A 23,688-nucleotide genomic window follows, 5' to 3' on the forward strand; every position below is an offset into this window, starting at 1 on the left:
ATTTATTATTTAAGACATCCGTTAGCTATTTTTAATGCCAAAACAACTGTTTTTTGTAATGATAATCACGTTTTTACCCATTTTGTAATGTCGGGTTGGCTTTTTGACTATTTTGGTTAAAAGCAGTAATATCGGTTAGGAATTTTTATGTTTTATTCAATACGGATAGCAAGGTAAATCATCTTATAGCCACCTGTTATCTCTATACCATTTTACCGACTCTTCCAGTCCTTTTTGCAGGTTATATTTGGGTGAAAAATGTAGATCGTTGATAAGCGGGGTAATATCGCATTCCCAGTTTCGCTGCTTCATGATTTTGTATTTATCCCTGTTCAGCGTCGAAGGCTTCTTTGTTATTTTTGAAATATCTTCAGCGATAACGGATATTGTTTTTAGCAGCCATAACGGCACTTTCAGGCTTAGTACATGCTTTTTTTCTATCACTTCTTTTACCAGCCGGGTATACTCCTTGTCGGTATATACGTCACCGTCTGCAACGAAATAAGCACGGTTGCTTACTGTGCTTTCCAGTCCGAGGAATGCAGCATCTACCAGATCTTTTACGTATATGAACGTAAGGTGCTGCGGTTTAAACCCGGCACCGACATCCAGCCCCGATTTCACTGTTTTCAGCATCAGGAAGTAATCTTTCTCACGCGGGCCATATACTCCCGTCGGACGTAATATTATATAAGGAAAATCTTTCTTTTCTTGCAGGTACTTTTCTGCCTTAAGCTTGCTTATTCCATATGCTGTATTCGGGTGGGGCGCATCGCTTAGCTTTATAGGTGTATAATTTATCTCATCGCCCAGTCCGAAAGCGCTGAGGCTACTCATCAGTACAAATTTTTCAGGAGTGCTATTTGCTGCAATAAGCGCATCGATGAAATTAGCCGTATATTGGAAGTTCACCCTGTCGAAGTCGTCGGTATTGAGGCATTTCGTTACTCCCGCATTATGTATGATATAATCGAATTTGCCATGTTCGGCTGCAAAATCTTTCAATTGCTCTGTCAGTTTTTCAGTATTGCTAAAGTTTAGGTCGATGAACTGGATGCGTTCATCTTTCAGGTATTCGCGGCTGCTGCTTTTGCGGATACCTGCCCATACCTCGAAATTTTTTTCGAGGGCTTTTTCTACGAGGAAACTGCCAATAAAGCCACTGGCTCCTGTGATAAGTATACGTTTGGTGTTCATATCGGTTACAAATTTACAATAATATTATATATCTCAATTCGATAACGCATTGAAGTGGAATATTTATAACTGCGTATAATTGAAGAATACTTGGATTTCTTTTACTTAAACCTGATAAATATGTGTATATAAAAGTTTTCTACTAGGGCGTCAGCTTTCCGTGCATTAGTTCCCAAGACGGGTACCTGTCCGGTGTAGGCGGCGTAGAAAGGGACGGGGCGATAGCCCGTATGTCACTTTCAGCCGACAAGCCGATGACAGGTCGGCGGGGAACGGAGCACTAGCTTTTTGTTTTGTTTTGGGCAATGCCAAAATGAAAAACAAGCCGGTAGGCGCGTTAGTATATTATCCAAGGCAAATTAATAAGTTATGTATATCTTTATCTATACAAGCCTTAGATGTTATTTCTTTAAAATGACCGAACTTTAACGATATAAATATTTGTAGGTTTGAAAAATATGACTAAATTTGCATCCCGATTTGGATAGGATATAATATAAAAATAAACATATAAAACACAATAGCGATGTCCAAAATTTGTCAAATTACAGGAAAAAAAGCTATGGTTGGCAATAATGTTTCTCACTCGAACAGAAAGACTAAGAGAAAATTTAATGTCAATCTTTTCAAGAAAAAATTCTACTGGGTAGAAGAAGATTGTTGGGTCAGCCTTAATGTTTCAGCAGCAGGCCTTCGTACAATCAATAAAATAGGATTGGACGCTGCAATCAAAAGAGCGGCCGCAGACGGTTTTTTAAACGCTTAATTAAGGAGGAACAGAAAAAATGGCTAAGAAAGCAAAAGGAAACAGAATCCAGGTAATACTGGAGTGCACAGAGCACAAAGCCAGTGGTATGCCGGGCACATCCCGTTACATTACTACTAAGAACAGAAAAAATACAACTGAAAGACTGGAATTGAAAAAATACAATCCGGTATTGAAGAAGGTAACAGTACATAAAGAAATCAAGTAAAAATAAGATAGACCATGGCAAAGAAAACAGTCGCTGGTTACCGTGACCCATCTGCAAAAGACGGTCGTAACTACGCTAAAGTAATCAAAATGGTAAAATCTCCGAAAACAGGAGCTTACACATTTAAGGAAGAAATGGTTCCAAACGAATCAGTAAAAGATTATTTCGCGAAATAATCTTGTTAAAAATATCTAAAACGCCTCCTTCATTCATATGTAGGGAGGTTTTTTATTATCCATTTTGTAGCTTTGTATAAGGTATATACAGAGTGGTAACAGGATAGAAGAGATACATTTATCTCCTTTAAAATCAAAAAGAATAAAATCTATGGGATTATTCGATTTCTTTTCGAAACAAAAGAAAGAAACACTGGATAAAGGTCTGGAAAAGACCAAAGAATCGATGTTTTCCAAGTTGTCGCGTATCGTTGCCGGAAAATCGAAGGTAGATGACGATGTGCTCGACGAACTGGAGGAAGTTCTCATTACATCGGATGTGGGAGTAAATACCACATTGAAAATCATCGAGCGCATCGAAAAGCGGGTGGCTAAGGACAAATATGTTGATGAAAAGGAACTCAAAAATATCCTTCGCGAAGAAATAGCCGACCTGCTCACAGAAAACAATGCTGTAGATAACGAAGATTTCTCTGTCTCGGAAAACGTGAAACCATATGTAATAATGGTTGTCGGCGTTAACGGAGTAGGAAAAACCACCACTATAGGCAAACTCGCTAACCAATTCAAGAAAGCCGGAAAATCCGTATACCTCGGTGCAGCCGATACTTTTCGCGCTGCTGCCGTTGAGCAGCTTGTAATATGGGGAGAGCGTGTTGGGGTTCCGGTTATCAAACAGGCGATGGGTTCCGACCCCGCTTCAGTTGCTTTCGATACATTGAGTTCTGCAAAATCAAATAATGCCGATGTGGTGATTATCGATACGGCAGGCCGTCTTCACAATAAGGTAGGATTAATGAACGAGCTTTCGAAAATAAAGAAAGTGATGGATAAAATAGTTCCGGGAGCACCGCATGAAGTACTGCTTGTACTTGACGGCTCAACCGGGCAAAATGCTTTTGAGCAGGCTACACAATTTACAGCAGCTACCGATGTTACCGCGCTGGCCATTACAAAACTGGATGGCACAGCAAAAGGCGGTGTGGTAATCGGTATCTCGGATCAATTTAGAATACCTGTAAAATATATAGGTTTGGGAGAGGGAATAGATGATCTTCAGGTGTTCAGGCGCCGCGAGTTTGTCGACAGCCTCTTTGGAGAATAAGGAATGAAGAAAAACAGAATAGATGTCATCACGCTCGGTTGTTCAAAAAACCTGGTCGACTCCGAGTTGCTGATGAAACAACTACTGGCCAATGGTTACACAGTAAAACACGATCCAGATAGATCGGAAGGTGAGATTGTTGTTATTAATACATGCGGATTTATCGGGGATGCAAAAGAAGAGTCCATAAATATGATACTCGAATTTGCAGAGGCGAAAAAAGAACGAAAACTGAATAAGCTTTTTGTTATGGGATGCCTCACCGAACGATATATGGAAGAGTTGCGGGTAGAAATTCCGGAAGTAGATAATTTCTATGGGAAGTTCAACTGGAAAGCACTGATAGCCGATCTGGGGAAATCATACAATCAGGATCTGGCTCTGGAACGGAACATAACCACCCCTGCGCATTATGCATATCTGAAAATATCTGAGGGGTGTAACCGTACATGTTCGTATTGTTCAATTCCGATAATGACAGGCAAGCACCAATCCCGTCCTATAGAGGAAATAGAGGAGGAAGTGAGACACCTTGTTGCATCGGGAGTAAAGGAATTTCAGGTGATTGCACAGGATTTATCCTATTACGGACTGGATAACTATAAGCAGGCAAAACTTCCTGAACTGATAGAACGACTGGCAAAAATTGAAGGAGTAGAATGGATACGGCTGCATTATGCTTATCCTGCAAATTTTCCGTTTGATTTGCTCAGGGTGATAAGGGAAAACGATAATGTATGCAACTATCTCGATATAGCTCTTCAGCATGTGAGCGATAATATGCTGAAAAAGATGCGCCGCCATATAACTAAGGATGAGACTTATACTCTTATGAAACGCATACGTGAAGAAGTTCCGGGTATTCATATCCGCACAACGTTGATGGTAGGGCATCCGGGTGAGTCGCACAAAGACTTTGAAGAGCTTTTGCAGTTTGTAAAAGATATGCGCTTCGACCGGATGGGAGCATTTCCTTATTCGCACGAAGACGGCACATATGCATACTCTCATTACAAGGATGAGGTGTCGGACGAACTGAAACAGGAACGTATGGATGTATTGATGGCCATACAGGAAAGGATAGCTCTTGAAATAAATGAGCAAAAAATTGGAAGTACCTTAAAAGTGGTTGTAGACAGGGAAGAGCCTGATTATTACATAGGTCGGACAGAGTATGATTCGCCCGAAGTTGACCCCGAGGTATTGATAAAGAAAAATAAAATGCTTAATATTGGAAACTTTTATGATATAAAAATAACAGCAGCACAACCTTTCGACCTATACGGTGAACTAGTTTAAACTAAAACAATTGCTATGACAAACCAGGAATTAGTAGCAGCCTTAGCCAAAAAAACAGGATGGACACAGCGTCAGACATCCGAGATACTCGAAGCTACAGTATCTATTATGAATACTAATCTGGAAAGCGGTAATTCCATCAATATTCAGGGATTCGGCCTTTTTGAAACAAAGAAGAAAAACGAACGTATATCGGTAAATCCGGTATCGAAACAACGTTTTTTGGTTCCCCCTAAAATCACTCTCGCATTTCGTCCCGGTCAGACAATAAAAGATAACCTTAAAAATCTGGAAGTAAATGAATGAACGTCTTAGCCTTCAGGATTTGATTGACTTTCTGGCAAGAAAGCAAGGTATAACAAAAAAAGAATCGGAAACGTTTTTGCGTGAGTTCTTTAGCATCATTTCAGCGACGATAGAAAAAAACGAACCCGTAAAAATAAAGGACTTTGGTACATTCAAACTTGTAAAGGTAAACTCCCGTAGAAGTGTGGATGTGAATACCGGAGAAGCTATAGAAATTCCCGCACATTATAAACTGAGTTTTACTCCGGATAAACTGTTGAAAGAGGCTATAAACCGCCCTTTTGCCAACTTCGAGAGTGTAGTTTTAGAGGAGGGTGTTTCATTCGATAATATCGATCAGATAAGTGACCAGATACAGGAAAGTCTGGATGATATAGATTTAACGGAAGAAGATACAATTGCAGAAATTTCAGAAGCTGTTACACCTCCAATAAAACAAGAAGAGGAATCAGTAACTGTGCAACAACAAGATGTAGAAGAGCCACAGGAACCGGAATCTATTGCTATTGAATCTCCTGAAGAGGAAAGGGAGGAAGAGGCTGTATCGGCTGTCGAACAGGCGGAAGAAGAGGCTATCATTGAACCGGAAACGCCGGCAGAGGATGTTATCGAAACAGTCTCATCAGTTAAAGAAGATAAAACAGAAGTGTCCGAAGAAATGCCTGTGGGAAGTACTTACATGGCTGTTGATACTGAAGAGAACATACAGACGAATGCCGGGTTTGTACTTGCAGAAGAAGAACAGGTATTGACCTCTACCGACAATATAGATTCAGCATTCGAAAATCACCGAAAGAGAGCCAGACGCAGACGTTATATCTCTCTCGGATTCATTATCTTCTTGATAATAGCCGGATTTGCTGTAGGAGGATATTATTTTCAGGAGGTTGCTAAATTTATAACCGGCGAACAGACTACAGGTTCCGATAAAGATAAGCAGGTTGTTGTCGTATTAGATAAAATAGCGCCGGCAGATTCTTTAATCCAGAATCATGAGCCTATCCCGATTGCCGATGTGCCATTGGCAACAGAAACTATAAAGGAGGGAGATACACTTGGCGCTCTGGCAAAGAAATATTACGGCAAAAACACTTTCTGGGTATATATTTATGAAGAAAATAAGGGTACAATCACTAACCCGAATAATGTAGATTTAGGTGCTGTTTTGGTGATTCCTGCTCCCGAAAAATATGGAATCGATCCTGATGATCCGGCTTCTGTAGAAATAGCTAAGAAAAAAGAATCCAAATTGTTTGCAGAGTTTTATTTCTAATCAGAGATACTCGACTTTCATAAAATGTGAGGCCCGTTTCTCTTTTGGAGGGATGGACATATAGTCTCCGTATTGTTTTCGCAGATAGGTATCTATATCTTTTGGTGCTGAAAATTCATATCCTTCAAAGGTTACCTTTCCTACCGGAAACATGTATGAAGCATTGTGATTGGTCGAATTACCTATACCATAGCTATGTAGTATATTGTCAGGCTTCGTAATAGCACAGATTCCTCTGGCAATCCACATCAGTATTATACCGATAGGGTACAGGAATAGCGATGTTGCATATTCATAGAAATACTTCAGTGAGTGAAAAGGTCTGCCGCGTTTTAACCGTCTGAAAGCCCGTCCATAGAAGAAATCGACTATATTCTTCATCCAGCGGTAACTCCTCTCTTCACTGAATATATCGATGAATACACCCTTTTCCTTATATCTCGCCATATCTTCTTCTTCGGAATGTACTATGGAATTTCTATCTCTAACCTTGGAAAAAAGTAGGCGATAACTCTTTTCTTTTGGCGTTTGCAGATAGAGATTATCGGGTAATTCATTCGGTAATATCCTGAGCAGTTTTTTATAATCGGGGCGCAGCAGTTCTATGTCTATATCATCGTCCCACGGGATAAAACCGTCGTGCCGTACTGCTCCGAGCAATGTGCCGCCGCTGATCCAATAGGGGAGATTATGCTTGTCGCATATCTTCGCTACAGTTATCAGTATATCCAGCATCTTAAGCTGTAATGTCCTTAGTTCCGAACCCTCGGGGTTATATATTGCTTTCAGGTCTTCGTCTGCCATTATTTATCTTTTAGAAAGAGGATTAGTTTTAAAAGTTTACCTATTACAGAAGGACTAAAGGATGCAAAAGACGGTATGACTTTACTATATCTCTTTTGCGAAAGGCAAAGTACAATCCAACGTGACCAGAGAAAGGCAATAAAGCTTTCTTGCTCATAGATGTCTTTCATCTCATTTTGCCTGATTAGCTTTGTAAACCATGCCAGAATATCATCGAATCGTTCGATGTTTATTGCCTGTTTATTGCCTAAGCTATATAATTGGAATGTGATTTTATGGCAATACAATTCATCTTCTGTCGGTATTATATCGAGATGTCGGAGTTCATCAGATATAATTTTATCTTTCAGTTTGTCCTGTACCTCATTATTTAATACGGATACATTCGTGTCGTGCCATCTGTATTCTAACAGCTCGTCCTTTAGATTAGCGATTTTCCCTTGTTTAGCTATTCTGCACCACAGTTCGTAATCTTCAACATGCTTATAAGCCACTTCATATGGGTTTTGCCGTAATACATCGGCGCGTATCATCATGCTGGGGTGAACAAAAGAGGGCGTAAATAACAGGCATATCTGTAGGAAGTCATTCTTCGTAAGATTCCTGATTCGCCCGGTCTTTTTCCCCGAGTTATCGATTACTGCGGCATTTGTTCCGCACATCAGGTAGTCTGGGTGTTTGTCAAGAAAATCGACCTGTTTTTTTAATCTTTCCGGATGAGATATATCGTCGGCATCCATGCGTGCAATATACTCTCCGCCGCACAGGGCGATTCCTTTGTTCAGGGTTTTTATCAATCCCAGATTAGTTTCGTTCTTTACATAATAGATGCGTGCTTCCTCGTATCGGGTAATAATTTCTTCACTATCATCCGTCGAGCCGTCATTAATCAGTATAAGTTCCCAATCCTTGAAAGTCTGGTGTATAATACTGTCTATTGCCCGGGAAAGATATTTCCCCGCATTATAAACCGGCATTAATACTGAAACTTTCGGCATAGTATTATATATTGAGTTTCCGTAACGATTGTTTTACAAAATCAATTGTTTCCCGCAGGATAACCGACCCGAACATTCTCATAATCAGCAGATAGATTCCGCTACCTGCCAAAACGGGAATTGCAAGCCTTAGAAATACATTATCTATACCTGCCTTATATAGCAAAAAGAACGGTGAAAAGGATGCTATAGCAATCACAATATAAGGCGCCGTGTCTTTAAGTATCTCCCTGAAAGAGTAAGATATATTCTTTCCGGCGATGTACATGCTGATAAAATAAGAAAGTACGTTCACTATACTCAATCCTGCAACAAGTCCCTGTATTCCGAATTGTATGCCGATAGCTATAGCAACCAGTATAAGTATATTTTTGCATGCTTCGATTTTTAATAACATACCCGACCTTCCCTCATATTGCAAAAGGGATGATATCAATCCGAAGAATGGCAGAAATGAACCGCCGACAGCCAGTATCTGCAAGATAGGTATTACGTCCGTCCATTCTTCTGTGAGGTATATAGATACTATCGGGTTCGCTGTCACTATAAGCATTGCAGCCACAGGAAAGGATATAAAAGATGTGATGCGTATTACTTTCCTGTATGCTCTTTTTCCTCTCTCTTTATCTTCACCGATTTTTGATAGTAAAGGATAGGCTACGCTTTTCATCCCGTCACTGATTACTGACTGCGGTATATTGGTTAGCTTTAAGCCCTGAGTATATGTAGCCACCTGCGACAGCGAGAACTTCTTACCGATAATCAACGGCGATATATTATTGCATATCTGTCCGAAAAGGCTGGATAACAACAAATTTATACTATATCGCGACATCTCCTTGATTCGTTGAAAAGAGAAGTGTCCGTTAGGACGCCATCGTACAAACAACCAAAGCAATAGACACCTCAGGAAGCTTTGAATAACCTGCTGCGCTGCCATACTCCAGATTCCGTATCCGTTGTATGCCATGTAGATAGCAATTAATCCAGATATACACCATGCAAATAATGTGATACGCGTGTTCAGCTTGAAGTTCATCTCCCTGATAAGGTTTACATTCTGAACGACGGCAAAAGCATTAAATACGAAGCCTAGGAATATGAAACGTGATAAGTCGGTCAATACAGGTTTGTCATAGAATGACCCGATGAATGGTGCGCATATAAACAAAATGAAATACAATATAAAGCTGATTGTTATATTGATGTAAAAAACAGATGTATATTCATCGGGGTGCACTTCTTTTTTTCGCACAAGGGCCGACGAAAAACCGCTATCCTGCAACAATCCCGATATAATAGTAAATATGGCAAGAAGATTGACCGTACCGATATCTTCTTTTGATATCAGCCGGACGAGAATATAGAAAAAAAGCAGGGAAATAACCTGTTGTCCGCCTTTATCTATAAAGCTCCAGAACAAGGCCAAACCTGTCTTTTTCTTAAGGGAATCTGCCATGTATGTTGTTTATTCCTGTTACCGGTTACAAAGGTAACGAAAATTAATGTGCTAATTAGCATATATGCCAATGTGCTAATTTTTGTTGAAAGCTGATAATAGAAAATGAAAAGGACTGTATGTCATATCTTTTGAATTTCAAATAGATATAAACTAAAAGCTGAAATTATTTAGGCCCTAAATCTTTATACAGATAAGAACTTTTATCTACGTGGAAAATATATTGCCCGTCTTCTATTGCTTTTTTTACATTCTTGTCCAACACATCATAACCCATTATTTCAGACATTATATAGGTGCTGTTGGAATTATTAATCAATGACATTTCAGGATCGATATACTTCTTTACAATAGAATCAACAGGAACAGTGCTATTATTAATCGTTACCAGAGGAGTGTCGAACAAATTGTGATCCATTACCAGAACACCGTGCCCGCCTCCTTCTACCAGTTCCGCATGATCGGAGAAATAATAGAGAATAGACGAATTTTCCCTTTTCATAATTTTGTAAATTTTCTCTAATAGACGATCGGTATGATGCAGAGAGCGATCATATTCTCTTGTTTTAGTGTTTGCACCCGGCAACGCTTTGACGTCTATCTCATCATAACGTTCTCCATATGGTACGTGGCTGCCGTTGAGATGGATTGCAAAAAATTGCTTTTTACCAGGAATATAGACTTTTTCAAGATAGGGTAGAAGATTGAAATCGTCCCTGATAAATGAACTTCCGTAGAAAGATTGTGTTGCATTGCTGGCAACATATCCTATATAGCTCTCACTTTCACCCACCTTATCCTGATTAGATATCCATATAGTTTCATATCCAGCTATATTTGCCATATCTATAACATTGAAATAATCATAGAAAGGCTGAATATTCTGAGGAGTGGAAAACGAGAGGATGAGACGCAATGCATCACGTGTAATAGATGCCGGAGAATAGGCATCATAATAGTGTAAATCGTCAGGCATTATCTGTGCGAGACTATCCAGAAAAGGACTTGTCTTTTCCTTGTATCCATACAATGAGTAATGCTTGCGGGAAGCACTTTCCCCGATAATAAAGAATATCTTTTTCGGGCTTTCTTTCTGGGAATTGAAAGATATTCCGTCAGGCATCTGTTTTTCCAATTGCATATAAAGCTTCATATGATGCTTTTCTCGCATATAAGCCACAATATTAGCAATGTCGATATATACAAGCGGAAAATTATTCCCTACCAGATTATTCAGGCTTATTACAGGGAATGTAGAAACATAGTATTCCCACTTCAAGGCTTTTATTTTCCAATATCCTATGGCGGGCATTACTACAATCCAGTAAATCAATAACATTATTGCCGCTGATTTACGTGTAAACTTACTTTCTTTCAGTTCGCGCTGCGACATTAAAATCAGGAATATACTGGCCGCCAGACAGGCCAAAGCAATAAATATAACTTCAGATAAAACACCGCCGGCTTCAGTAGCATTGGTTTCCAGTATCGAAGCCATTGTTCCTATCGAAGCTTTGTTTGAGTAGACAAAGGCAAAATAGGCATCGAATGAGATAAAAAAGGATAATATAAGGGAAAGCCACAAAGAATATTTTGTCTTTGCCAGTATATTCAGAACCAAAATAAAGGATAATGCATTTATTATGGCAGGCTTACTCACAATATATTGCGATAGTATAGATATTGTGCAGAAGTAAGAGAGGCATAAGACAGTAAATTTATATTTGTAAATAAATTTACCTGCTTTCTTTAAATATTCCTGTATGTTCGACATATTATAAATAGAAGTGCAAATATACGAATATCCTTCTAAGCATAGTAATCTTAAATAATTTTTATAGGTTTCCCATGATTTTGATACTAACTTAAGCTAAGTATTTATCAAAAAATGTCATTCTTATAAATTAATTCGAGAAATCTCATTGCAGGTTATACCTTACTTCTTTTTATATTTTGATTGTTTATTTACTCAATGCCTCTTTCAAATTCTTCACAGCCTCTTTTATACTATCACTTTCCTTTAAAAAAGTAATAAACTTACTGCCTATAATGGCCCCGCTTGAATTTTCCTGTGCGGCTTCTAAAGTAGCTTTGTTAGAAATACCGAAACCTATCAGACGCGGATTGCGCAGGTTCATCGAATTGATACGCCGGAAATAATCCTGTTTTTTCTCATCGAAACTTTTCTGAGCGCCTGTGGTAGCGGCAGATGATACCATATAGATAAAGCTATCGGTATGTTCATCTATAAGGCGGATGCGTTCTTCTGACGTTTCGGGAGTGATAAGCATTACGATTTTTATATCGTATTTATCGGCGATAGGTTTGTATTCTTTTATATAATCGTCGAAAGGCAGGTCGGGAATAATAGCCCCGTCAAGTCCTATGTTTTTACATTCTTTGCAGAAATTTTCAAAGCCGTATTGCATAATAGGATTCAGATATCCCATCATAATCAGCGGAATATTCACATCTTTACGGATATCTTTCAACTGGTCGAACAGTACTTTAAGTGTCATGCCGTTCCTTAATGCTATCGTCCCACTATCCTGAATGGTAGGGCCGTCGGCCATCGGGTCGGAGAAGGGAATACCAATCTCAATCAGGTCGATACCATTAGCTTCCAGCTCGCGGATAACTTTGCAGGTATCGTTCAGATTTGGGAAACCTGCTGTAAAGTATATGGAAAGAATGTCTTTTTGCTTCTTTTCGAATAGTTGCTTAATCCTGTTCATAGGTGAGTGTTTTTATAAATTGCTGTAATCGTTTTATGTCTTTTAATCCCGGCTCTGTTTCGAATCGGCTGTTGAGGTCGATTCCGTAAAATTTCGGGTGTTGTATTTTCTTAATATCGTCGATATCTTCTGATGAAATACCTCCGCTAAGGAAAAAATACCTGTTGCCTGTGTATGAGTCTAATATCTGCCAGTCGAATTTTTGCCCTGAGCCTCCATGTTGAGGCGTCTTTGTATCGAAAAGGAAATAACTGCATACCTCTTCATAGGATTTTGTTTGCTCAAAGTCTGAGGCATCGGCTACATTAAATGCTTTGATAACAGGTATTGTTTCATTTAGTTCCTTGCATAATTCGACGGATTCCGAGCCGTGCAACTGTACGAGGTCGAGATTGTATTTGTTTACCTTTTCCATTATATAATCTTTTCCTGCATTCACAAATACGCCGACTTTTTCTATATATGGGGGTAGTATATTCACATCATCAAATGTCAGTTCATTGGCAAAACGGGGTGATTTCTCATAAAATATCATTCCCATAAAGTCAATTGGAAGCTTGGCTAATTCCTTTATATTATCGGGGTTTTTCATCCCGCAGACTTTTATTTTCATGATAATTGTTTAATGAATTCTTCCAGAGCCTTGCCCGGATTACTTGTCTTCATAAAGTTTTCACCCATAAGGAAGCCTCTGTATCCGGCAGCACGTAAGTCAATAACCGTTTGTGGTTGCGATATGCCGCTTTCGGATATCTTTACGAACTCGTCCGGTATCTTATCCACTAGGTCGAAAGATATTTGTACATCGGTGACGAAGGTACCCAGATTGCGGTTGTTTACGCCCACTACATCAACTTTATCGTTGATATGTCCGAGTTCCTGCTCGTTATGTATTTCTAGTAAGACATCTAATCCTAACTCTTTTGCTTTAGCTGCCAGTTGCTTTGCTTCCTCTATGGTCAGGGCAGATGCAATGAGTAGTATAGCACTAGCTTCCGTTGCTTTTGCCTGATAAAGCTGATATTCGTCTACTACGAAGTCTTTTCTGAGTAACGGTGTTTGCGTCAGTTCCCTTGCACAAACCAAATCGTCAAGGTTACCTCCGAAGAAATCCATATCGGTCAGTACAGATATAGCACTTGCCCCGTTTTGTGAATATAATGGGATTACATCTTCTACTTTTGCATCCTTAAAAATCCAGTCACGCGACGGCGAACGACGTTTAAATTCGGCAATGATTCCTGTATCAGAATTCATTAATGCCTCTTTAAAGGATTTTACAGGTGTATCTTTTATTTTCTTTTCCAACTCGGTCAGCGGAAGCTGCGATTTTTGCTTTTCAACTTCAATCTTCTTATTGGCTATTATTTTATCCAGTATGTTAGTCATATATTTATTTTTTTTCGTAACGGAATACTTTTATCAGCGATGCCAATACGACAATGCTGATGCCGAACAATCCTATCAGTGCGTATGAATATCTGAGGTTTGTCACACTTGAAATATAACCGATAAGCGGCGGCCCCATAAGGAATCCGAGGAAACTGACACTGGAAACAATAGTCAGTGCAATGCTTGTCGGTATTCTTGTCTTTTGTCCGGCGATACTATAGATAGTCGGCACAATACCCGCCGTACCGAAACCGATAATCATAAATGCTATAATTGTGGTAACAAAATGAGGAAATGCCACAGCTGTAAACAATCCGGTAGCAATAAGCGTACCTCCTGCCTGTACAACGCGTTGCCTGCCCCATTTCTGGGTAGCTTTGTCAATCATGAATCTGCCCGATGCCATGGTAATCATATATGCTGCTAGCCCGAGAGGCGCCAGATTTTCCCGTGTACCGACTACATCTATCAGATAAAGTCCGCTCCAGTCCGACATTGCTCCTTCGGCAGCCATTCCACAGAATGCAACTATACCGAGCAGGAAAAGGAAAGTCTCGGGCTTATTCCTCTTTTTACTCGCAATTTCTTCAGGAGTCTTTTCTTTTCTAAGGTCTGCCTGTAGATATGGTCTGTTGATAATCAGTGTAGTGATAACAAGCACTCCGATAATGCAGAAATGATATATTGGATGTAATTTAAGCGATGCCATTAGCAATCCTACACTGGCTCCGGTGAGTCCGGCAAGGCTCCATCCTCCGTGGAATGATGCCATGATTGGCCTGTTGTATGTCGTTTCTAGCGTTATGGCCTGTGTATTAATGGAAATATTGCAGAAATTTCCGAAGAATCCGAAAATGATAAGGCTTATAATCAATGCATATTCACTGGAAGATAAACCGACAAATAGCAATGCGAATACATAACCCGTCAGGGCAATCGGCAATATTTTTTTACTCCCTACTTTTGATATAAGAAATCCGGAAATAGTCATACCGCATATCTGCCCGACAGGTATCATCAGCAGGATTGTTCCCCATGCGGCATCTCCCAGCCCGAGGGCGATTTTTATATCCGGAATACGGCTCGCCCAGCTCGAAAAACATAGCCCTGTACAAAAATAAAGGCAAAAGATAGCGATGCGGACGCGGTTTTTAGAATATGTTTCTGTTGTTTCCATTTATTTTTAATCAGAAGTTTTTATTAGTTATCATGTATTTAACTCCAAAAACCGTCTGAATGTTTCCTTAGTCCTACCACTTTCCAACGATTCGCGTGCTTCTGCTACTGCATCTTCGAATGAAAGTTGCGGATTGATAGTCTGAATGGCAGTGGCCGCATTGGCTATTACTGCGTTTTTTTGTGCCTTTGTGGCAATGTTATTAATTACATTATCGAATATCTTCGAGGCATCCTCTGGGGTTGCTCCTCCGTCGAGTTCTTTTTCGGTACAACGTTCGAAACCTATCTGTTCAGGACTATAGATACGCTCTTCAAATTTATTGATTATTTTAAAATCGCTTGTCAAAGAGATTTCGTCATATCCATCGAGACTGTGGACAATGGAATAATCCACATCTGTCTGCTGATACATATAGAAATAGAGCCTTGCCATTTTCAGGTTAAATACGCCTAGCACCGTGCGCTTTGGTCTTATCGGATTCACCACAGGCCCCAGCATATTGAAAAATGTACGTACGCCCAAGGCTTTACGGACAGGCGCTACTACCTTTAATGCATTATTGAACAACGGCGCATGCATATAGGCAATGTTCGTCTTGTCTATCGATTCTTCGAGTTTACTTACATCTGAAGTGAATTTCACTCCGTGCTGCTCCATAACATTTGACGCGCCACTGACGGAAGTAGCTCCGTAATTTCCATGCTTGGCAACTTTATATCCCGCTCCCGCCGTCACAAAGCAGGCGAGAGTGGATATATTGAATGTATTCTTGTTGTCACCTCCCGTTCCTACGATATCGATAGGGTTATACGCAGCTAGTGGGTCTACATTTGCCCGCAGATCGAGTAATGCATCGGAGAATCCGAGGAATTCATCCACACTGATGCTCCGCATAAGAAATACGCTTATAAAGGCGGCAATTTCGGATTCGTTATATCCTCCGGCAGCCATATTCGTCAGAATTTCCTTAGCCTCGTCGCGGTTGAGGTACTGATGCTCAAAAAGTCTGTTTAGTATCTGTTTCATAATTTTTTAGCTTTTAGCCATTAGCTACCAGCTAATAGCTTTCTATTTTATATTCGGGCTAATGGCTATCAAGCTAATAGCTAAATGCTCTGTATTATACTAGTTTTTCCAATTCGTCTGTCGTTTTCGCAATCTCTTCGTCAGACAATTCATGATTGGTCAATTCACCTTCGAAATAACGGTCGTAAGCAGCCATGTCTATAAGTCCGTGTCCCGACAAATTGAAGAGGATTGTTTTTTGTCTGCCTTCTTCTTTAGCTTTCAGCGCTTCCTGAATAGCTGCGTAAATGGCATGAGAAGATTCCGGCGCCGGAATAATACCTTCTGCTTTCGCAAATAGTATTCCTGCTTCAAATGTATCCAGTTGCTTTACATCTACTGCTTCTATATATCCGTCTTTTTTCAACTGGCTGATAATTGTTCCCGCTCCATGATAACGGAGCCCTCCTGCATGGATATTAGCAGGTGCAAAATTATGTCCTAATGTATACATCGGTAGAAGAGGAGTATATCCTGCTTCATCACCGAAGTCATATTCGAACTTACCGCGGGTTAGTTTAGGACATGATGCCGGTTCTGCAGCAACAAGGCGAACATCTTTGCCTTCGGTCAGTTTATGCCGTAAGAATGGGAAAGAGATACCCGAGAAATTCGAACCGCCGCCAAAGCAACCAATGACTACATCCGGATATTCTCCGGCTATTTCCATTTGCTTTTCTGCTTCCAGACCGATAATGGTCTGATGAAGTGCCACATGGTTCAGTACACTGCCTAATGTATATTTACAGTTTGGTGTTCTCAAGGCCAGTTCGATAGCTTCGGAGATAGCTGTTCCCAGACTACCCTGATATGTCGGATTCTCCGTAATAATCTTCCGTCCGGCTTTGGTACTCATACTTGGCGATGCGATAACTTCTGCACCATATGTTTGCATGATCGAGCGGCGATAGGGTTTTTGGTGGTAGCTGATCTTTACCATATAGACAGCTAAATCTAAGCCGAAATGATTCGCAGCATAGGATAAGGCTGCGCCCCATTGCCCTGCACCGGTTTCGGTTGTAATATTTGTTATTCCCTGTTCCTTGCAGTAATATGCCTGTGCTATTGCCGAGTTCAGTTTGTGCGAACCTACAGGGCTGACACTTTCATTCTTAAAGTAGATATGTGCGGGAGTATCAAGAGCTTTTTCCAAACCATAAGCACGTACCAACGGCGTAGGGCGATAGTTTTTATACAACTCGCGTATCGGCTCCGGAATTTCTATCCATCGGTCGGTCTGGTTTAGTTCCTGTTTGGCAAGCTCTGTTGCAAATATCGGCTCCAAGTCGCTTACTTCCAACGGCTTTTTTGTTCCCGGATGAAGGGGCGGCAGCGGTTTGTTTTTCATATCCGCTACGATGTTATACCAGCTTTTCGGGAGGTCGTTTTCGCTTAAAAAGATTTTCTTAGTCATGATTGTCAGATTTAGTATGTTATTTATCAAGTATTATGTTATGAAATGAGCAATGTCCCAGATTACCGTCGAAATGTACTTTCTCTTTTGTTATAATCCATGTTGCCGAATAAACATCCCCGCCATCGCCTCCCGACATTGAAAGATAATAAACGTCGTTATTGGGATTCTTATATAAATTTACAGGACAGAAATTCTGATCGTACATATTTGGGGGACATATTAACGGATTACTCAGGAAATATACATCCTTTATTTCATCGGCCGGTAATATATAGGACTTATTTTTTCCGTAGCTGATAGTTATGCTTTTTATAAGAAATTTATTTGTGAGGCAGACGTTTACATTAATATTTCGATCCGAAAAACTAGCATTCAAACTGTCTTTCATCTGTTTTTTTACGGCTGGAAGACTTACTATTTCCTGTGCATAGGGGCGGTATATATATCCTGCTTCAGCCGGTTCCTCGTTAATGAGTATAGGGAGCCAATCCGGATTTTCATATTCGATTTCGAGACTGCCGTCATAAAGGCATGAATTGTCTGGTGTACTGAAAATGTGATAAAGAGATATCTTTCCCAATACTTTTGAATGGGCACTTGGGGATTTTCTCACATTTGTATAACCGTCAGGATCAATCGTTACATAACCGCATTGTGCCGAGATGCTAACGGAGAATATGAAGAATATGAAAATTGAAAGACTGCTCCTGTACATAATATCAGTGGTTAAGGAAATTCTTCACTATAGTTTCTCCGGCAGGTGTTAGTACCGATTCAGGATGAAACTGTACGCCGTGTATATCGTATTCCTTATGGCAAAGCGCCATTATCTGCCCGTTGCTGTCTATTGCGGTAACTTCTATACATTCGGGCAGATTCTTGTTTTCCACTATCCATGAATGATAACGGCCTACCTCCAGTTCTTTATCCAATCCGTCAAAAATATAATCCGGTTTTGTTATCATTATCTTAGTTGCCACACCGTGATATACATCTTCCAGATTAGCGAGCTTTCCTCCGAAAGTTTCTCCTATCGCCTGATGTCCGAGGCATACGCCAAGTATAGGCTTTTTGCCTGCATATTCTTTTATCAGGGGGAGAAGCAGTCCTGCTTCGGACGGGATACCGGGACCCGGGGATAAAATTATCTTGTCGTATTTTGCAATATCCTCCAATGCAATTTTATCGTTTCTGTATACATCCACGTCTGTAAATCCAAGTTCTTTGACCAGATGCACAAGGTTGTATGTAAACGAATCGTAGTTGTCGAAAATTAGTATTTTCATATTTTTTTAGCTTTTAGCCATTAGCCGTTAGCTAATAGCTTGTTACTATAAATTGTCTATTTCATATGGCTAATAGCTAACGGCTATCAGCTAATAGCTGCCTTAATTTTTCAATTCTACTGCAAATTTAACAGCTTTTGTTAATGCCCCCAGTTTGTTTTTTACTTCCATTACTTCTGTTTCGGGATTCGATTTGGATACGATGCCACCGCCTGCCTGATAATAAAGCGTATTATTACGGCTGAGGAATGTACGTATCGTAATTGCCTGATTGAGGTCACCGTTGAATCCGATATACCCGATGCAGCCACCATATACCCCGCGCATTTGCTTCTCAATATCGCGTATCAATTGCATAGCCCTCACTTTAGGAGCACCGGATAGTGTACCTGCCGGAAAAGTATCGGCAAAAACAGATATATTATTTTTATCCTTATCTACGATACCGCTCACCCGTGAAACGAGATGTATAACATGGGAATAGAACTGTACATTCTTATAAAATTCTACTTTTACATCGTGGCAGTTACGGCTTAGGTCGTTGCGGGCAAGGTCTACCAGCATGACATGCTCGGCATTTTCTTTTTCATCTTTCAGCAGGTCTTCGGAAAGTATACGGTCTTTTTCGTCATCTCCTGTGCGGAAATAAGTGCCTGCAATAGGGTCTATGTATGCTTTGCCTTTTGTTATTTTGCAATGTGTTTCGGGAGAAGAACCGAAGATACGGTACGAACCGAAATCAAAATAGAATAAGTAAGGCGACGGGTTAATGGAGCGTAGCGAGCGATACACCTTAAAGTCGTCACCCGAAAACTTTTGTGTGAAACAACGCGAAAGAACAATCTGGAATACATCGCCGCGTTTGCAATGTGCGATGCCTTTTTTTATCATTTCCTGATGCTCTTCGTCAGTAATCATCGATTGTTCGGTTCCGATAGCCTCGAAATTGTATAATGCGATATTATTGTTCATCACAATGGCTTCGAGTTCCTGCATCTTTTCCTGACTGCCTTCAACTATATTTTCAACGATTGTCAGCTCATTTTTCAGATGATTGATGACAAGTATGAAACGGTATAAGATATAGTAAAATTCGGGAATGTCGGCATTGTTCAGTTTTGTGTTTATCGGGTCTACCGCTTCGAAATAACGGATAGCATCGTAGGAAGTGTAGCCGAAGAAGCCGTTTATATTCGTTTTATTTTCTCCCTGCACATCGAACTGATTGATGAAATCATGGAATTTATCTGTTAGTTTCTGATGACCCGACAATGTTTCCTGTTTGGTTGTATTATCGGGATAGGTATATGTGATTTCATCGTTGTCAACTTTAAAGCGGGCAATAGGACTGATCCCTATGAATGAATAGCTGTTTTCTCCTCCGTGATAATCGGAGCTTTCCAGTAATGCCGATTCGGGATATACATCCCTTACCTTGAGGTAGATGCCTACAGGTGTTTGCATGTCGGCAAGGAGGTTTTTTGTTTTGACGTTAATTTTATATTTCATATTTTTAAGCTTTTAGCTATTAGCTTTTAGCCGTTAGCCTTTATTATTGAATCTTTGTTTGTCTGATAAAACTATGAAGCATTTTAATGATTTCTTCCAGTAGTCTTTCTGTGTCATCAATCTTAGAGGGATTCCATCCTAGATTTTTTATTAAAATGCAATATGTTTGTAGCTCGAAAGCCGAGCCTAGGGCAATCTGAAGAAATCTGCAATAATCTTTGTCGCTATCTCTGCTGCTACCTTCTGCTATATTTCCAGGTATAGAAACTGCGGCTCTGTTTATTTGGCTGATAATCCCGAACTTCTCTTCCTGAGGCAGTTCTTTTGTTAATAGGTAAACTAGTTTAACTAATTCAACACCTTTTTGCCAAACGACTAATTGTTTATAATTTTTCATGCCATTTTTTTTAAAGAAGCTAACAGCTAATGGCTATCGGCTAAAAGCTCCTATATACGTTTCCATATCCTTATCTCCTCTCCCCGAAAGACACATAACTACCACATCCTCCGCTTTAAAATTCATCTTCTCCAAAGCTCCCAAAGCATGTGCCGATTCTATAGCGGGAATAATTCCTTCCAGTTTCGTCAGTTCAAAGGCAGCCTGCATCGCTTCATCGTCCGTTACAGCCAGTACCGTAGAACGGCCTATATGAGCCATGTGAGCATGTATCGGGCCGATGCCCGGATAATCAAGACCTGCAGAGATAGAATATGGCTCTTCTATTTGTCCGTCTTCCGACTGCATAATCAGGGTTTTGCAACCATGTATAATTCCCAGTTTTCCCAAATGTATTGTTGCAGCAGATTCACCTGAGTTGATTCCTTTTCCGGCAGCTTCGGCAAGTACAATTTTTACATCCGGTTCGTCAATGAAATGGTAAATTGTTCCGGCTGCATTGCTTCCTCCACCTACACAGGCCATTACATAATCCGGAGTTTCGCGGCCTTCTTTTTCCAGTAATTGTTTGCGGATTTCTTCACTGATCACAGATTGCAGACGTGCAACCATATCAGGATAAGGATGCGGCCCGATGGTAGAACCTATCACATAGTAGGTATTGGACGGGTTTGAGCACCAGTCGCGTATAGCCTCATTAGTTGCATCTTTTAAGGTCATATTGCCGCTTGTAACAGGAATCACTGTTGCACCGAGCATTTCCATTTTCTGCACATTCAATTTCTGACGTTCAACGTCGGTTTTTCCCATATATACGATACATTCCATATTCATCAGGGCGCATACCGTAGCTGTAGCAACGCCGTGTTGTCCAGCCCCTGTTTCGGCGATAATACGGGTTTTACCCATACGGCGGGCAATAAGTATCTGACCTATTGCATTGTTGATTTTGTGTGAACCCGTATGGTTGAGGTCTTCACGTTTGAGGTATATCTTGCAGCCATACTTTTCAGACAGGCGTTTTGCCAGAAATAGGGGAGAAGGGCGGCCTGCATAATCCCTTAACAGGTCGTTATATTCCTTTTGGAAAGAGGGGTCGTTAATAACCTCCAGATATGTATTTTTCAACTTCTCTACATTATCGTAAAGTATCTCAGGGATGTAAGAACCTCCGAAATCTCCATAAAAACCGTTCGAGTCAACCGTAAATTTTTTCATTGTATATATTGTTTATTTTTTCTGTCATAAAAAAAGCCTATCGTGAGTTACGACAGGCTTTGTATTTTATAATTTTTCATTTTAATACATACCGGATTGGCTCACGACTTTTTGAGTTGAGAGTGCCACCACCAATATGCATTTGTTATTTGAAAATTCATTCTGCTTTCTTTTTTGTTTTTGCAAAGATATAAAAAAAATGAAACCTGCAAATTTTAATTTATATTTTTTATCTTAGTATATTATTTAATTATTTAAAAACACAGAATCCATGCGTATTTTACTAGTTTCCTTATTTCTATTATTTTCTACATTTATTTATTCTCAATACCCGGTTTTAAAGTTTAATGACAACAGTAAATTTAAAATCGTGCAGTTTACAGATGTCCATTACCAGAAAGAAAATCCGGCATCGGCTGTTGCTTTGGAACTGATAGAAGAAGTTCTCCGTGTTGAAAAGCCCGATCTGGTTGTTTTCACTGGTGATATTATTTTCTCCAAACCTGCCAAAGAAGGTCTCGATGATGTTTTTAATATCGTTGAGCAAAATGAAGTTCCATGGGCTTACGTTTTCGGAAACCATGATGATGAATATGACATGTCGCGTCAGGAAATTATGGATTTTGTACAGCAAAAGACCTATACATTAGCCAGACCGGGAGATAAATACCTGAAAGGAGTAGGTAATTATGTATTAGAAGTAAAATCAGCAAATGGAGAAGAGAATAAATCCGTCCTCTACTTTTTCGATTCGGGAGCATATGCACCTATTAAGGGAGTAGGCACATATGACTGGCTTGGTACCGATCAGGTGGAATGGTATGCAAGGCAAAGCGCGGCATATACGAAAGATAATAACGGTCATCCGCTTCCGGCACTGGCTTTTTTCCATATACCTCTTGCCGAGTATTCAGTGATGAAATCGGAGAATTATGATAAGCTGATTGGCAGCAGAGATGAAAAAGAATGTCACGGAAGGCTGAATACAGGGATGTTCGCGGCTATGCGTCAGGCAGGCGATGTGATGGGCACATTCGTAGGACACGACCACAATAATGATTATATAGGTAATTATTATGATATTTATCTGGCTTACGGACGCTTTTCAGGGGGAAATACTGTATATAATGATCTTGGGAAAAATGGCTGCCGGGTAATTGAACTTACAGAAAATAAGCGGGAATTCTCAACTTACATTCGTTTACTTGGCGGTGAGAAATTATATCCTGTAGAATATCCGAAGACATTATCGGTAAAAAAATAGAATAGATCAAAGAAGTTTAAATGTATACCCCTGCTTTTTCAGCCATTCGATGCTGCGGGGCAGGGCATATTTCATATTCGTTTCGGATTTTATAGAGTCGTGGAAAACAATGACTGAGCCGTCACGGGTATATTTTTTTACGTTATTGAATACTTTTTCAGGTGTCATCAGTTTACTATAATCACGTGTAACCACGTCCCACATGATAATCTTATAATATTTACGAAGCGTAAAGTACTGCCCTATCCTCATATGCCCGTGCGGCGGACGGAACAGATCGGAATCGATATGCTTTGTTGCCAGCATGGTATTTTCCAAATATTTTTTCGAGAATGTCTTGATACCCTGTATATGATTGAATGTATGGTTGCCGACTTTGTGCCCGCGATCGAGAATTGTTTTATATATCTCCGGATATTTCCTTACATTGTCGCCTACACAGAAAAATGTTGCTTTCACATCGTATTTATCCAGTAAGTCTAAAACCCAAGGTGTGATTTCGGGAATAGGGCCGTCGTCGAACGTCAGATAAACTGTTTTCTCGCCTTCTACAGGTTTCCGCCAGACTGCTCCGGGAAAGAGCATACGGTATATGAATGGGGGCTGTTCTATCAACATGACAAACCATCACAGA

At 40.1% G+C, this 23,688-nt stretch carries 25 protein-coding genes; 8 read left to right on the forward strand and 17 right to left on the reverse strand.

From position 1 onward, the window contains the following. Positions 1–183: 183 nt before the first annotated feature. A complete protein-coding gene (locus K348_RS0112205; protein WP_029905226.1) occupies positions 184–1,197 on the reverse strand; it encodes an NAD(P)-dependent oxidoreductase in 1,014 nt (337 codons plus the stop codon). A 526-nt stretch (positions 1,198–1,723) separates the two neighbouring features. On the opposite strand from K348_RS0112205, the gene rpmB reads away from it, so the two are divergent. The 7 genes from rpmB to K348_RS0112240 all read left to right on the forward strand — a co-directional run bounded on the left by rpmB (position 1,724) and on the right by K348_RS0112240 (position 6,330). After that, positions 1,724–1,963, forward strand: coding sequence for a 50S ribosomal protein L28 (gene rpmB, locus K348_RS0112210; RefSeq protein WP_029905227.1), 240 nt, complete (start codon positions 1,724–1,726; stop codon positions 1,961–1,963). Between the two features lie 19 nt (positions 1,964–1,982). Continuing rightward, the gene (rpmG, locus tag K348_RS0112215; RefSeq protein WP_006842174.1) at positions 1,983–2,171 is read left to right on the forward strand and encodes a 50S ribosomal protein L33; all 189 of its coding nucleotides are present in this window, start codon (positions 1,983–1,985) and stop codon (positions 2,169–2,171) included. A 14-nt stretch (positions 2,172–2,185) separates the two neighbouring features. Then, positions 2,186–2,347, forward strand: a complete 162-nt coding sequence (locus K348_RS19050; RefSeq protein WP_006801312.1) for a DUF4295 domain-containing protein — start codon at positions 2,186–2,188, stop codon at positions 2,345–2,347. Positions 2,348–2,498: 151 nt separating this feature from the next. Continuing rightward, positions 2,499–3,452 carry a signal recognition particle-docking protein FtsY gene (gene ftsY, locus K348_RS0112225; protein ID WP_029905228.1) on the forward strand — a complete coding sequence of 318 codons (954 nt, stop codon included), beginning with the start codon at positions 2,499–2,501 and terminating at the stop codon, positions 3,450–3,452. Positions 3,453–3,455: 3 nt separating this feature from the next. Continuing rightward, positions 3,456–4,751, forward strand: a complete 1,296-nt coding sequence (gene rimO / locus K348_RS0112230; protein WP_029905229.1) for a 30S ribosomal protein S12 methylthiotransferase RimO — start codon at positions 3,456–3,458, stop codon at positions 4,749–4,751. Positions 4,752–4,766: 15 nt separating this feature from the next. Further along, positions 4,767–5,057: an HU family DNA-binding protein gene (locus tag K348_RS0112235; RefSeq protein WP_029905230.1), complete on the forward strand. Its 291-nt coding sequence runs from the start codon at positions 4,767–4,769 to the stop codon at positions 5,055–5,057. Beyond that, positions 5,050–6,330, forward strand: a complete 1,281-nt coding sequence (locus K348_RS0112240) for an HU family DNA-binding protein (protein ID WP_029905231.1) — start codon at positions 5,050–5,052, stop codon at positions 6,328–6,330. Before K348_RS0112235 ends, K348_RS0112240 begins: the two co-directional genes overlap by 8 nt. Here the strand turns inward: K348_RS0112240 and K348_RS0112245 are convergent, their stop codons facing one another. The 15 genes from K348_RS0112245 to trpB form a co-directional block, all read right to left on the reverse strand. Continuing rightward, positions 6,331–7,134 carry a phosphorylcholine transferase LicD gene (locus K348_RS0112245; RefSeq protein ID WP_029905232.1) on the reverse strand — a complete coding sequence of 268 codons (804 nt, stop codon included), beginning with the start codon at positions 7,132–7,134 and terminating at the stop codon, positions 6,331–6,333. It lies immediately after the preceding gene. Next, positions 7,134–8,132: a glycosyltransferase gene (locus K348_RS0112250; protein ID WP_029905233.1), complete on the reverse strand. Its 999-nt coding sequence runs from the start codon at positions 8,130–8,132 to the stop codon at positions 7,134–7,136. The genes K348_RS0112245 and K348_RS0112250 overlap by 1 nt, the downstream gene beginning before the upstream one ends. A 4-nt stretch (positions 8,133–8,136) precedes the next feature. Next, complete coding sequence (locus K348_RS0112255) at positions 8,137–9,591, reverse strand: lipopolysaccharide biosynthesis protein (protein ID WP_029905234.1); 1,455 nt, start codon at positions 9,589–9,591, stop codon at positions 8,137–8,139. A gap of 166 nt (positions 9,592–9,757) precedes the next feature. Next, entirely contained in the window at positions 9,758–11,365 is a 1,608-nt protein-coding gene (locus K348_RS0112260; protein ID WP_029905235.1) for a sulfatase-like hydrolase/transferase, read from the reverse strand. A 187-nt stretch (positions 11,366–11,552) separates the two neighbouring features. Continuing rightward, positions 11,553–12,326, reverse strand: a complete 774-nt coding sequence (gene trpA / locus K348_RS0112265) for a tryptophan synthase subunit alpha (protein ID WP_029905236.1) — start codon at positions 12,324–12,326, stop codon at positions 11,553–11,555. Next, positions 12,313–12,939, reverse strand: a complete 627-nt coding sequence (locus K348_RS0112270; protein WP_029905237.1) for a phosphoribosylanthranilate isomerase — start codon at positions 12,937–12,939, stop codon at positions 12,313–12,315. Before K348_RS0112270 ends, trpA begins: the two co-directional genes overlap by 14 nt. Beyond that, entirely contained in the window at positions 12,936–13,715 is a 780-nt protein-coding gene (gene trpC / locus K348_RS0112275; protein ID WP_029905238.1) for an indole-3-glycerol phosphate synthase TrpC, read from the reverse strand. Before trpC ends, K348_RS0112270 begins: the two co-directional genes overlap by 4 nt. Before the next feature lie 4 nt (positions 13,716–13,719). Beyond that, positions 13,720–14,895, reverse strand: coding sequence for an MFS transporter (locus tag K348_RS0112280; protein ID WP_029905239.1), 1,176 nt, complete (start codon positions 14,893–14,895; stop codon positions 13,720–13,722). Between the two features lie 30 nt (positions 14,896–14,925). Further along, positions 14,926–15,924 (reverse strand): anthranilate phosphoribosyltransferase, encoded by a 999-nt coding sequence (trpD, locus tag K348_RS0112285; protein ID WP_029905240.1) that lies wholly within the window; start codon positions 15,922–15,924, stop codon positions 14,926–14,928. Positions 15,925–16,018: 94 nt separating this feature from the next. Beyond that, the gene (locus K348_RS0112290) at positions 16,019–17,377 is read right to left on the reverse strand and encodes a TrpB-like pyridoxal phosphate-dependent enzyme (protein WP_081852566.1); all 1,359 of its coding nucleotides are present in this window, start codon (positions 17,375–17,377) and stop codon (positions 16,019–16,021) included. Between the two features lie 19 nt (positions 17,378–17,396). Then, positions 17,397–18,095, reverse strand: a complete 699-nt coding sequence (locus K348_RS0112295; protein ID WP_029905242.1) for a hypothetical protein — start codon at positions 18,093–18,095, stop codon at positions 17,397–17,399. Between the two features lie 4 nt (positions 18,096–18,099). After that, the gene (locus K348_RS0112300; protein WP_029905243.1) at positions 18,100–18,666 is read right to left on the reverse strand and encodes an aminodeoxychorismate/anthranilate synthase component II; all 567 of its coding nucleotides are present in this window, start codon (positions 18,664–18,666) and stop codon (positions 18,100–18,102) included. Positions 18,667–18,768: 102 nt separating this feature from the next. Continuing rightward, positions 18,769–20,175, reverse strand: a complete 1,407-nt coding sequence (locus K348_RS0112305; RefSeq protein WP_029905244.1) for an anthranilate synthase component I family protein — start codon at positions 20,173–20,175, stop codon at positions 18,769–18,771. A gap of 43 nt (positions 20,176–20,218) precedes the next feature. Next, entirely contained in the window at positions 20,219–20,572 is a 354-nt protein-coding gene (locus K348_RS0112310) for a four helix bundle protein (RefSeq protein ID WP_029905245.1), read from the reverse strand. 33 nt (positions 20,573–20,605) lie between these two features. Then, on the reverse strand, positions 20,606–21,790 hold the full coding sequence (gene trpB / locus K348_RS0112315) for a tryptophan synthase subunit beta (protein ID WP_029905246.1): 1,185 nt from the start codon (positions 21,788–21,790) through the stop codon (positions 20,606–20,608). Positions 21,791–22,061: 271 nt separating this feature from the next. Between trpB and K348_RS0112320 the strand changes: the two genes are divergently transcribed. Then, positions 22,062–23,054, forward strand: coding sequence for a metallophosphoesterase family protein (locus K348_RS0112320; protein WP_029905247.1), 993 nt, complete (start codon positions 22,062–22,064; stop codon positions 23,052–23,054). Positions 23,055–23,060: 6 nt separating this feature from the next. On the opposite strand, the gene K348_RS0112325 is transcribed toward K348_RS0112320, so the two are convergent. Further along, a complete protein-coding gene (locus K348_RS0112325; RefSeq protein WP_029905248.1) occupies positions 23,061–23,672 on the reverse strand; it encodes a polysaccharide deacetylase family protein in 612 nt (203 codons plus the stop codon). Positions 23,673–23,688 lie beyond the last annotated feature (16 nt).

Origin of the sequence: Prevotella sp. 10(H) (genome assembly GCF_000711235.1) — a bacterium.
In the GTDB taxonomy this organism is placed as follows: Bacteria; Bacteroidota; Bacteroidia; order Bacteroidales; family Dysgonomonadaceae; genus Dysgonomonas.

Bases quoted from the DNA above. Each gene is read 5' to 3' on its own strand.
- K348_RS0112205 (WP_029905226.1), bottom strand. From the start codon at position 1,197: ATGAACACCAAACGTATACTTATCACAGGAGCCAGTGGCTTTATTGGC.
- rpmB (WP_029905227.1), top strand. From the start codon at position 1,724: ATGTCCAAAATTTGTCAAATTACAGGAAAAAAAGCTATGGTTGGCAAT.
- rpmG (WP_006842174.1), top strand. From the start codon at position 1,983: ATGGCTAAGAAAGCAAAAGGAAACAGAATCCAGGTAATACTGGAGTGC.
- K348_RS19050 (WP_006801312.1), top strand. From the start codon at position 2,186: ATGGCAAAGAAAACAGTCGCTGGTTACCGTGACCCATCTGCAAAAGAC.
- ftsY (WP_029905228.1), top strand. From the start codon at position 2,499: ATGGGATTATTCGATTTCTTTTCGAAACAAAAGAAAGAAACACTGGAT.
- rimO (WP_029905229.1), top strand. From the start codon at position 3,456: ATGAAGAAAAACAGAATAGATGTCATCACGCTCGGTTGTTCAAAAAAC.
- K348_RS0112235 (WP_029905230.1), top strand. From the start codon at position 4,767: ATGACAAACCAGGAATTAGTAGCAGCCTTAGCCAAAAAAACAGGATGG.
- K348_RS0112240 (WP_029905231.1), top strand. From the start codon at position 5,050: ATGAATGAACGTCTTAGCCTTCAGGATTTGATTGACTTTCTGGCAAGA.
- K348_RS0112245 (WP_029905232.1), bottom strand. From the start codon at position 7,134: ATGGCAGACGAAGACCTGAAAGCAATATATAACCCCGAGGGTTCGGAA.
- K348_RS0112250 (WP_029905233.1), bottom strand. From the start codon at position 8,132: ATGCCGAAAGTTTCAGTATTAATGCCGGTTTATAATGCGGGGAAATAT.
- K348_RS0112255 (WP_029905234.1), bottom strand. From the start codon at position 9,591: ATGGCAGATTCCCTTAAGAAAAAGACAGGTTTGGCCTTGTTCTGGAGC.
- K348_RS0112260 (WP_029905235.1), bottom strand. From the start codon at position 11,365: ATGTCGAACATACAGGAATATTTAAAGAAAGCAGGTAAATTTATTTAC.
- trpA (WP_029905236.1), bottom strand. From the start codon at position 12,326: ATGAACAGGATTAAGCAACTATTCGAAAAGAAGCAAAAAGACATTCTT.
- K348_RS0112270 (WP_029905237.1), bottom strand. From the start codon at position 12,939: ATGAAAATAAAAGTCTGCGGGATGAAAAACCCCGATAATATAAAGGAA.
- trpC (WP_029905238.1), bottom strand. From the start codon at position 13,715: ATGACTAACATACTGGATAAAATAATAGCCAATAAGAAGATTGAAGTT.
- K348_RS0112280 (WP_029905239.1), bottom strand. From the start codon at position 14,895: ATGGAAACAACAGAAACATATTCTAAAAACCGCGTCCGCATCGCTATC.
- trpD (WP_029905240.1), bottom strand. From the start codon at position 15,924: ATGAAACAGATACTAAACAGACTTTTTGAGCATCAGTACCTCAACCGC.
- K348_RS0112290 (WP_081852566.1), bottom strand. From the start codon at position 17,377: ATGACTAAGAAAATCTTTTTAAGCGAAAACGACCTCCCGAAAAGCTGG.
- K348_RS0112295 (WP_029905242.1), bottom strand. From the start codon at position 18,095: ATGTACAGGAGCAGTCTTTCAATTTTCATATTCTTCATATTCTCCGTT.
- K348_RS0112300 (WP_029905243.1), bottom strand. From the start codon at position 18,666: ATGAAAATACTAATTTTCGACAACTACGATTCGTTTACATACAACCTT.
- K348_RS0112305 (WP_029905244.1), bottom strand. From the start codon at position 20,175: ATGAAATATAAAATTAACGTCAAAACAAAAAACCTCCTTGCCGACATG.
- K348_RS0112310 (WP_029905245.1), bottom strand. From the start codon at position 20,572: ATGAAAAATTATAAACAATTAGTCGTTTGGCAAAAAGGTGTTGAATTA.
- trpB (WP_029905246.1), bottom strand. From the start codon at position 21,790: ATGAAAAAATTTACGGTTGACTCGAACGGTTTTTATGGAGATTTCGGA.
- K348_RS0112320 (WP_029905247.1), top strand. From the start codon at position 22,062: ATGCGTATTTTACTAGTTTCCTTATTTCTATTATTTTCTACATTTATT.
- K348_RS0112325 (WP_029905248.1), bottom strand. From the start codon at position 23,672: ATGTTGATAGAACAGCCCCCATTCATATACCGTATGCTCTTTCCCGGA.